The sequence below is a fragment of the Paenibacillus ihuae genome (genome assembly GCF_001368795.1).
Classification (GTDB): domain Bacteria; phylum Bacillota; class Bacilli; order Paenibacillales; family Paenibacillaceae; genus Paenibacillus_AQ; species Paenibacillus_AQ ihuae.
Map to the genome: position 1 here is coordinate 3,056,871 of NZ_LN831198.1, position 8,652 is coordinate 3,065,522.

8 protein-coding genes and 1 pseudogene are annotated in these 8,652 nt (G+C 50.7%); 6 read left to right on the forward strand and 3 right to left on the reverse strand.

Going from position 1 to position 8,652, the window contains the following annotated elements; all coding sequences use genetic code 11:
• Positions 1–464: pseudogene (locus AQR02_RS13860) on the reverse strand (hypothetical protein); the annotation flags it as partial.
• 210 nt (positions 465–674) lie between these two features.
• Between AQR02_RS13860 and AQR02_RS13865 the strand changes: the two are divergent.
• The 5 genes from AQR02_RS13865 to AQR02_RS13885 all read left to right on the forward strand — a co-directional run bounded on the left by AQR02_RS13865 (position 675) and on the right by AQR02_RS13885 (position 6,320).
• Entirely contained in the window at positions 675–1,943 is a 1,269-nt protein-coding gene (locus tag AQR02_RS13865; RefSeq protein WP_054940993.1) for a sugar ABC transporter substrate-binding protein, read from the forward strand.
• Between the two features lie 102 nt (positions 1,944–2,045).
• Positions 2,046–2,921: a carbohydrate ABC transporter permease gene (locus AQR02_RS13870; protein ID WP_054940994.1), complete on the forward strand. Its 876-nt coding sequence runs from the start codon at positions 2,046–2,048 to the stop codon at positions 2,919–2,921.
• Positions 2,922–2,934: 13 nt separating this feature from the next.
• The gene (locus AQR02_RS13875; RefSeq protein WP_054940995.1) at positions 2,935–3,780 is read left to right on the forward strand and encodes a carbohydrate ABC transporter permease; all 846 of its coding nucleotides are present in this window, start codon (positions 2,935–2,937) and stop codon (positions 3,778–3,780) included.
• Between the two features lie 21 nt (positions 3,781–3,801).
• Complete coding sequence (locus AQR02_RS13880) at positions 3,802–4,911, forward strand: glycoside hydrolase family 172 protein (protein ID WP_342447455.1); 1,110 nt, start codon at positions 3,802–3,804, stop codon at positions 4,909–4,911.
• Between the two features lie 95 nt (positions 4,912–5,006).
• Positions 5,007–6,320, forward strand: coding sequence for an ABC transporter substrate-binding protein (locus AQR02_RS13885; RefSeq protein ID WP_054942105.1), 1,314 nt, complete (start codon positions 5,007–5,009; stop codon positions 6,318–6,320).
• Positions 6,321–6,638: 318 nt separating this feature from the next.
• Here AQR02_RS13885 and AQR02_RS13890 read toward each other — a convergent pair whose 3' ends face one another.
• A complete protein-coding gene (locus tag AQR02_RS13890; protein ID WP_280818624.1) occupies positions 6,639–7,160 on the reverse strand; it encodes a LysR substrate-binding domain-containing protein in 522 nt (173 codons plus the stop codon).
• Positions 7,161–7,411: 251 nt separating this feature from the next.
• On the reverse strand, positions 7,412–8,008 hold the full coding sequence (locus AQR02_RS13895; protein WP_245237433.1) for a nitroreductase family protein: 597 nt from the start codon (positions 8,006–8,008) through the stop codon (positions 7,412–7,414).
• A gap of 270 nt (positions 8,009–8,278) precedes the next feature.
• Between AQR02_RS13895 and AQR02_RS32480 the strand changes: the two genes are divergently transcribed.
• Positions 8,279–8,542 carry an iron-containing alcohol dehydrogenase gene (locus AQR02_RS32480; RefSeq protein ID WP_148449104.1) on the forward strand — a complete coding sequence of 88 codons (264 nt, stop codon included), beginning with the start codon at positions 8,279–8,281 and terminating at the stop codon, positions 8,540–8,542.
• The last annotated feature ends 110 nt before the right edge of the window (positions 8,543–8,652 follow it).

Below are 8,652 nucleotides of genomic sequence, written 5' to 3' on the forward strand. Positions count from 1 at the left end.
GGATCATTTTTGTCCACCGGTTGAATGAAGTGGCCGTCAAGACCGGCGTTGCCCGCCGTCCGCTTCAGATAGCCGTTGATCAGCAGCCAGGATTGATGGGTCAGGTCGGAGTAGAGATATACCTGCTGAACATCCTTGGCCGACTGTTCAATGGCATGAAGACCGGAGTAAATATTAATCTCGACCAAAAAATCGCTGTAGCCCCGAATCAGGATGTTATAGAGGCTATTTGGCATTTGAATATTGTTATAAACGTACAGGGAAATGCTGTTCATCCCACTGAGCAGATTGCTCAAGCTCGTAGTCCCTTGTCGTACCGTGCTTGAATTTTCACGGATAGCGTCTTCTCTTAACGAGTGCTTGGTATAGAAGTAGGAAATCAGGATAGATGCGGTGATCGGCAGGAGGATGGCGACCATCAGGAACATGCTCAACTTATAGCGGATGCTGCGGCGGAATTTCATGGCGGTCCCCCTCGCTCTACGAATTGGTTAACAGTCTAGCACCGCCTTGCAGTAAGGTCAATAGGATGCCTCCGTGCTGAAATGGATATATGATCCATATCACGATTTTACACATTTTTGATCAATTACGGCTGTTTTTCGCTGGTGTGGCAGCAGCTATACTGAGATTGTAAAGCGCTTTCAATAAAAACAAAACAGGGAGGTTATGGTATGAAACGATTTTGGTCCCTATTCTTGACCGGCTCCTTAACCATCGCAGTTGCACTGTCCGGTTGCTCCGGTAATAGCTCCAAGGCAAACGAGACGACGTCCGGAACAGAGGATGCCGGCAACGCAGGAAAGGATGAGATTACCCTCTACACTATTCAATCCACAAATCCTAAATTTCAGGATTGGCTCAAAGAAGCCGAGGAAAAGAGTGGCGTGAAGATCAACTGGGTCGCCGCGCCGACCGATTCGGACACCCGCCAGCAGAAGGTATCGACGATCCTTTCCTCAGGCGACAATACCGTTGACATTCTTGAGATCAATGATGAAATGGCAACCTCTTTCAAAAATGCCGGTTGGCTGGAGCCGTTGCAGGATACAGTCCTGAACGGGGATGTCCTGAAACAGCTGCCGCAGGGCTATATGAAGGATATGCTGACCTCAAGCAAAGGTGATCTGGTCGGCGTCCCCAGCTATACCGGTTATCTTGGCCTATGGGTTGACCAGAAGAAGCTTGATGCCGCAGGCATGACTTCCATTAACAACGAAGAAGACTTTGTGAAATTTCTGAAAGCGACGACCAAAGACGGTCAGTACGGATACGGCGGCTCCTGGGAAAAGACGTATGTCTTCAACGAAATCGCGACCTTCGTCAATCTGTTCGGGGGCGATTACTTTGACTGGAGCAATGAAGGCAGCCGCAAGGCGGTCAAATTCATGTACGACATGGCCAATACCTGGAAGGTTACGCCGGTGGATCAAATTGCGGATAAATATGAACAGATGAACCAGAAGTTCATCGACGGCAAATATGCTTCGGTCTTCATGTGGGGAACCGGTACGGATTACAAGCAGGCGAACCGCTACGGTGAAGATCAGATCCATATGATCAATATGCCGGAATTTGCGAAACGGAGCATCTTCACGGATTCCTGGAGTTATGTCCTGAACTCGGCTTCCAAGAACAAGGACGCTGCCATCAAGTTCCTGAAATATGCTGCCAGCGAAGACGGGGAATTGAACAGCTGGAAGAACTTTGACCGCTATCCGGCCAGAGCGGATGTCGCGGCCAAAGAAGAGGTTACCGGAGACATCAAAACGATTTACAACGAGATCCAATCGACCAACGAAGTGCATGGGCGTCCGATGCTGCCGCAGACGATGGAGTTCATCTCCGAGATGGGGACGCTGTTTCAGAACTACATCCAAGACAAAATTACGCTGGATGATTTCTGCAAAAAGGCACAGGAAGCCGTTGAACGTTACAAATAATCAGGGCCATTTCCCGGCAGCATAAGCAGGCGGATTTGTAGATGCCTGCTTATGCTGCCCGTATTCTACGGATAAGGCTATCCTGCGAGGAAGGTGCATTTTATGTATGCCAGCAAAAAATATTGGATGATTGCCTGGATTCTTGTACTGCCGGCGCTGCTGATCCGGATCTTCACGACCATATATCCCATTATCGAAACCTTCCACATCAGCTTGTTTGAGGTCAAACTGCTGCAGGGCATCCACAAGTTTGTCGGCTTGGATAACTATATTCAGCTTTTTCACGATTCAAAAATGATTACCTCTATCCGGTTTACAGCCATTTTCGTCGTGGGATCGATGATTGGCCATATTGTGCTCGGAATCATCCTGGCGCTAATTCTCAATATGAAATTCAGAGGACAAAAGGTGCTCCGAACCATCGTACTGCTTCCCTGGGCCATGCCGATGGTCGTGATCGCCATGGCGTCCAAATGGGCATTCAACAACGAGTATGGTCTGATCAATGACTTTATCCGCCGGTTCGCCCCTTCCTTCAATCTGGACTGGTTGATCTATACCAATACAGCCCGCAGCGCCGTAATCGCCGTGGACCTATGGAAGGACCTGCCTTTCTTCGCCATTCTGGTGCTGGCCGGTCTGCAATTCATCTCCTCGGACATGTATGAGGCCGCCAAAATTGACGGGGCCGGAAGCATCCGCTCCTTTTTCAGCATTACGCTTCCGCTTATTTCCAGGAACATTCTGATGCTCAGCATATTCTTCACTATGTGGCGCATTACTTCCTTTGATGTGGTATATGCGATGACAAGCGGCGGGCCGGGTGAGAGCACCGCACTTATTGCCTACCGGGTAACCACCGAAGCGTTTACGAATCTGAATACCGGCTACGCCGCTTCGATCGCCGTCGTGCTGTTCCTGGTGATGGCTGTACTCAGCGGGCTCAGTATGTCGGCAGCCAAACGCGTAGACTATTAAGGAGCGATATCCTATGATCCCCAAAAACACCAGATCTGTGCCGCTGACCCTGACCATATGGGGATTGGCTGCCATTGTCGCCTTTCTTATTCTTTTTCCGCTGTGGTGGATCTTTATTTCTTCCATTACGCCGGCTGGAGAGCTATTCTCCAAACCGGTCAAGTACTGGCCGGTCCATCCGACCTTGGACAGCTACCGTTATCTGATCAAGAATGTGGGCCTCTTACCCAAGATAGGAAATACCGCAATTATTGTGGGGCTCTCCATCCTGATTGGTATGATCATCTCGGTCATGGCTGCCTTCAGTTTTGCCCGTTTCCGCACAAGAGGATTATCCATTGCAGTCGGCTTCCTGCTGGCCTCCATGCTGATTCCCGATGTGGTGACCGCGCGGCCGCTGTATGACTTTCTGCGCAGCGTTCATTTATACGATACGTATACTGGCCTGATTATCCTGTATATCAGCGGTATTCTTCCGTTCAGCGTCCTGATTCTGCAGAACTATCTGAATGATATTCCGGTCTCCATAGAGGAATCCGCCTCTATTGACGGCTGCGGCTTTTTTCAGTCGATGTTCTATGTCACGATTCCGCTCCTGAGACCGGCGCTGGCAACAGTATGTATCGTCAACTTTATTACCTGCCTGAACAACTTTTTCACACCGCTGTTCTATTCCAATGGCATCTCTGTGCTCTCAACAGCAATTACACAGCTGCCTCTTAGAGACAATATGTACGCAGTGCCCTGGGATCTGGTTAGTGCTATGGGCTGGATCATCATTCTGCCCATCATTATATTCGTCGCCATCTTCCAGAGACAAATCATGGAAGGCATTATGGCCGGCGGCGTTAAAGGCTGATTACCGAGAGGAGAAGAACAAATGAATATGAACCCGTTTCTGGGAGGACTCGCGTCGCTCCCTCTGATCAAGACCGGCAGAAGCCGGGCCATCAACGCTGAGAATCCGCACGGTGAAAAAGGAAAAGGGGGGATGGCCGTAAGCCCACTTGGCCCTTCCCGCAAAGGCTCGCCCTGTATCCGAGACGTGGCGCCCGGAGCGACGGTAACGCTGGCCGAGATCAGCGGCCCTGGCATTATCGAACACATCTGGATTACGGTGACCGATCATACCGAGGCGGATACTTTTGTTCTGCGCGATCTGGTGCTACGCATGTATTGGGACGATGAAACGGAGCCCTCCGTTGAGAGCCCCCTGGGCGATTTCTTCTGCAATGGCTTCGGGAGAGGCTGCACCGTCAATTCCCAGCCGATGGTGGTAAACCCGACAAGAGGATTCAACTGTTATTTTCCGATGCCTTTCCGGAGCAAAGCAAGAATAGAAATCGAGAACCAGCATGAAGCGTCAATTCCTGCCTTCTTCTATCAAATCGATTATTGCCTGCATGACGAGCTGCCTGAAGATACGGCTTACTTTCACGCGCAATGGAAGCGGCAGCGGATCACCGATAAAACGGAGGATTATATCCTTCTCGACAACGTCAAAGGCCGCGGCCAATACGTCGGAACCTACATGGCACTTACCACGCTGGAACGCTATTGGTGGGGAGAGGGCGAGATCAAGATGTATATCGACGGCGACCGGGATTATCCGACCATTTGTGGCACCGGTACTGAGGATTATTTTGGCGGTGCCTGGAGCTTTGCGACTCAAAAGGACGGGAAGACGATCGAGAACACGTACTGCACGCCATACATGGGCTATCCCTACTATTCCCGCCATGACGAGGCCGTCCATAATCTGTACCACAATGACGATGCGCCGCCCATGCGTGGATTTTACCGCTGGCACATTCTGGATCCCATCCGGTTCCAGGAGGATTTGAAAGTTACAATTCAGCAGATCGGCGTGTACAAGAAGGGGCTTTTCGAACGCCAGGATGATGTGGCATCGGTCGCCTATTGGTATCAAACTGAGCCTCATCAGCCTTTCACACCGCTGATGGGCAAGGAGGAGCGCTGGCCGCGCTAATAAGCGTGACGGCAGGAACAACGGCTTATTTCCTCTTTTGGAGGATGGCGTTTATACTGGATGTGCAGCCATCTTGATTGACGAAGGGATATGCCATGAAGCTTAAATCCATGACCTTGACTGCCCTTTTGCTGGTCCTGGCCGTTATTGGCACGGCGTGCAGGGGGAACAGTAATTCAATCGTGAATGACTCCAGCCCGGCAGGTGCCACCGCTGAGCCGGCCCCTACACTAAAGATTTTCAATTTCAAGGTCGAAATGGCCGAACAGCTGGACACCCTGGTTAAACGGTATCAGGAGGAGACCGACGTGAACATTGAAGTTGATACATGCGGCGGCGGCTGTGATTATAGTGCGGGACTCAAGACAAAGTTCAACTCCGGTGACAAGCCCGACATTTTTTTTGTGGCAGGCTATACCGATCTCGAGTTGTGGCAGGAGTATTTGGAAGATCTATCCGACCAGCCATGGGTGGGCGATATGCTTGATTTGGCCAAGCCGGCTATTACAAAGGACGGAAAGATTTACGGGATGCCGCTCGCCCTGGAGGGCTGGGGCTTCATTTATAACAAGGACCTGTTCCGCCAAGCGGGCATCAATTCCACACCAGCCACGCTGACGCAGCTGCGGGAAGCGGCCGACAAGCTTAGGGCGGCCGGCATCCGTCCTTTTGAGAATGGCTATGCGGAGTGGTGGATTCTGGGGAATCATCTGCTCAACACCGCATTCGCCCAGCAGCCAGATCCGCTCGCATTTATTGAACGGTTGAAGAATGGCAGCGCCGCTCTGACGGACAATACGATATTTAAGGAATGGACGAACCTGATAGATTTGACCGTCGAGTACGGCCAGCCCAATCCGCTGCAGACGGATTATTACACACAGGTTGCCAACTTTGCGAACGGACGCGCCGCCATGATGCAGCAGGGAACCTGGACGCAGCTGCAGCTCGACAAGCTCCACCCGAACCTCAATATCGGATTCCTGCCGATGCCGATCAACGATGATACCAAGGCTATGAACAAGCTTCCTGTTGGCGTTGCGAATTATTGGGTGGTGCTGAAGAACTCAAGAACAGAGGAAGAAGCCAAAGCCTTTCTACGGTGGCTCGTTTCTTCCCGCACCGGCCAGGCGTTCATCGTGGATGATGCCAAGCTCATTCCGGCGTTCCGAAGCATTCCGGCAACCGAAGCTCAGCTTGGTCCCTTGTCTGGGGAGATTCTGTCCTATATTAAGGAAGGCAAGACACTCCCCTGGTTGTGGCAGCTGTACCCCGGCTACGAAGCGAACACCTGGCAAATGGCCACGCAGATCCAGTCTTATATCGGCAAGAAGATCGGGAAAGAAAAAATGCTTCAGGAATTTCAGAACATCTGGGACGACATGTCGGTAAAAGAAGCAAACGAATAGCAGAGCTACAGAAGGGAGATTAACAGTTGTTCATAGCTGCTAATTTCCCTTTTTGTAACTTTTTAATACTTTTCCGAGCAAGAACTTGGGGTCATCGAACAAAAGAAGCGGCTAACGTGTCCACGGATTTATAAAAACTTGCCCCTACTTATGGTACGGTTCTCCGTAACAGGGTAAACGGCGAATTTTCGATCTTTTGAGAGCAAACCAAACAATTCATCGAAGAACGCCCGTGATGGACGTTCTTCTTGTCGTTTGATTGGTGAAGCGTGTGCTGAGTTACGGCTCTTTAGTTCCTCAGCTATCTGCGAATATGAACTATAAGCTCTGGCTAATTTTGAAAAACTGCCGTTCCAAAGGCGACAACTCGTAATTTGTTCGAGTAACTATAAATTTATCAATGTACCGATATTCCTGCGGAAGCTCCATAAATTCGGTAACTCCAAACTCTCTGGCATTGGTCTTGGAAATAAGAGCGATGCCCATGCCTAGGCTTGCAAGACGGAGCAGCGTTTCAAATACACCGACCTCTGTTTTAGAAGCCGGATGAATGCCGTGAGCCGAGTAAATGCGCTGCAGAATCGAGGCGTACAAGCAATTTTTAGACAGGATAAGCATGGTTTCGCTTTGCAAAAATTGGGCCAGACTTGCTGTAGTCTTGGCTCTTTTGCCGACCAGAACCAGTTCTTCACTGCCGATTGGCCAGTAATGGAGCTGCTGCAAGTCAGATTTGCCAAAGGTATAGGCCAGGTCAATATTGCCTTCGATCAACTCACCCTCCATTTTTTCGGTGGACCCGGTTATGAGCGTAACCGACATGTCAGGGTGCGTCGGTGACAACCTTTGGTCTTATAGTCACATTAAAAGGGCATCCCAACTGGATGCCCTTTTGCTATGTCCTTCCTTATTCAAGTCTCTTGCCGATCTCCCTATGATAGCCGAACTTGCACCACCCCGCGCAATTCCGCCGGGTCGATATCCTCCATCATGACGATGAACTCGTCGCCGCCGAACCGGGTGCACGTGTATTCTTCCCGCATGCAACGCCTGAGAGGCGTCGGTTGCCGAGCGCTTGCTTTTTCGAATCCTGATTAATGGAAAATGGCGATTCGGTCGATAGGATGGCGATGGGTGGCGTATCCTTCGGCGGCTTTGCGCCCGATCGGCACCATGGCTGCGAACTTGACGTGTTCAGGAAGATTCAAGATTTCTCTGACTTTATTCTGGTCGAACCCAAGCATCGGGACAGTGGCATATCCCATCCCCTCAGCTGCAAGCAGTAGAAATCCGAGCGCGATATAAGTTTGCCCGAGTCCCCATTGCCCTCTTTCTTCTACGCTCATCGACCCGAAGAAAGCGGACAAATTGGCCGTTTCCTCTTCTTTTCTCTCCGCAGACAGCCCCGGATGTACGGTATCCGCAAGCTTTTCCATCACATCCTCCATATCGCTGGCGACTATGGCGACCGCCTGGGCGGAAGTCACTTGCTGCTGGCCATATGCGGCTTCTTGCAGCTTCTCCTTCATCGCGGGATCCGTGGCGATGTGAAACCGCCAAGGCTGAAGGTTCCATGCACTCGGCGCCAGCCCGGCCAATCTTATTATTTCCAGCAAATCTTGTTTCGGGATCGCTTCCTGAACGAATTTACGTATGCTGTGGCGAGATTCGATCGCTTCCTTGACGGTCAATGGTTGAGCTGTAACTTGCGGCATGCAGGTTTCCCTCTTTTCGAATTGGATTAGGCGGCTCGTTCCGCTATTATGATCCCCTCCGTGAATAGGTTTCAACAGTTGTACCCATCCTAAAATGAAACCAATAATGGAGGAATTTGCATGAGCAAAAAGCCTGAATGAAAGGGGCCGCGTTAGGCAGGGCATCCCTTCCACCATGAAACGGATCGTACTGAAAGACGGCATAGCATCGTCATTCCGAATGAAATCGCTCCCTACCGGAGTTCCATGATTTTCATTTTCAAATCGACTACAAACCGGTATTCTGGAAGAGTCTGGTGCGCATCGGCGCGGACTACATCGTCCTCTCCGCCGCCGCTCCACGCTGTACTATTGCCAGGTCACCGTACGCCATCTGCTCTGCCCGACTTAAACATTGATGATAAAGAAATTGAGCTGATGGCAGAACGCGCCATGGTGGCTCCGGGGATTGGCAGCTACGTGCCATTGAAGAAAGAGGATGTAAGAGAATTTTTGACTAAATCCCTGTAAGGAGGAGATTTTTTGTGGCTACTATTACGATTGTTGCCTTTCTGAAGGCCCGTGAAGGAAATGAGCAGTTGCTTCGGAACGAACTGCTGAAAGTCGTGGCGCCTTCACGC